Source organism: Streptomyces sp. NRRL F-6492, from assembly GCF_001280125.1.
Lineage (GTDB): Bacteria > Actinomycetota > Actinomycetes > Streptomycetales > Streptomycetaceae > Streptomyces.
Genome location: NZ_LGEG01000109.1, coordinates 1 through 917, shown reverse-complemented (window position 1 = coordinate 917; position 917 = coordinate 1). Strand labels below are relative to the sequence as shown.

General features: G+C 67.5%; 1 protein-coding gene and 1 pseudogene. Both read right to left on the bottom strand.

Annotated features, from left to right (window positions below; translation table 11 throughout):
• Positions 1–140, bottom strand: a pseudogene (locus tag ADL08_RS35365) (ketol-acid reductoisomerase); the annotation flags it as partial.
• A 114-nt stretch (positions 141–254) separates the two neighbouring features.
• Positions 255–782 carry an acetolactate synthase small subunit gene (ilvN, locus tag ADL08_RS10440; protein ID WP_053641800.1) on the bottom strand — a complete coding sequence of 176 codons (528 nt, stop codon included), beginning with the start codon at positions 780–782 and terminating at the stop codon, positions 255–257.
• Positions 783–917: the final 135 nt, after the last annotated feature.

Sequence of the window (917 nt, the reverse complement as noted above, 5' to 3'; positions counted from 1 at the left end):
AGGCCGACGCGGACGTCGACGCCCGAGTCGCGGAGCGACAGCGCGTGGGCGTGCCCCTGGCTGCCGTAACCGATCACCGCGACCTTGCGGCCCTGGATGATGGACAGGTCGGCGTCGGCGTCGTAGAACAGCTCGGCCACTGGGATTCTCCTTGGTGTGCTGGTGTTGCGTCCCACCGTACGGCGGGCGGGGGAAGGAAGGTCTTGCGGTCTCGTCAGACGGACCGGTCGGGGCTCGGGCGGAACGGTCGGAGCTCAGGCGGAACGGTCGAGGGACCGCAGGGACCGGTCCGTGATGGACCGGGAGCCGCGCCCTATGGCGATCGTGCCGGACTGGACGAGTTCCTTGACGCCGAACTGCTCCAGCATCTTGAGCATGGCGTCCAGCTTGTCACTCGAACCGGTGGCCTCGATGGTGACGGCCTCGGGCGAGACGTCCACGGTCTTGGCGCGGAACAGCTGGACGATCTCGACGATCTGGGAGCGGGTCTCGTTGTCGGCGCGGACCTTCACCAGGACGAGCTCGCGCTGGATCGCGGCGCTGGGCTCCAGTTCGACGATCTTCAGGACGTTGACCAGCTTGTTGAGCTGCTTGGTCACCTGTTCCAGGGGCAGTCCCTCGACGTTGACCACGATGGTGATGCGGGAGATGTCGGGGTGCTCGGTGACGCCGACCGCGAGCGAGTCGATGTTGAAGCCGCGGCGGGAGAACAGGGCGGCGATCCGGGCGAGGATGCCGGGCGTGTTCTCGACGAGGACGGAGAGCGTGTGCTTGGTGGACATGTCGGGGTCTCTTCCTTTTCGCTGTCGCTCTGCGTACTCAGTCGTCTTCGCCGTCGCCGAAGTCGGGGCGGACGCCCCGGGCGGCCATGACCTCGTCGTTGGAGGTGCCGGCGGCCACCATCGGCCACACCTGCG

Excerpts from the sequence above, each read along its gene's own strand:
- ilvN (WP_053641800.1), bottom strand. The coding sequence starts at position 782 with ATGTCCACCAAGCACACGCTCTCCGTCCTCGTCGAGAACACGCCCGGC.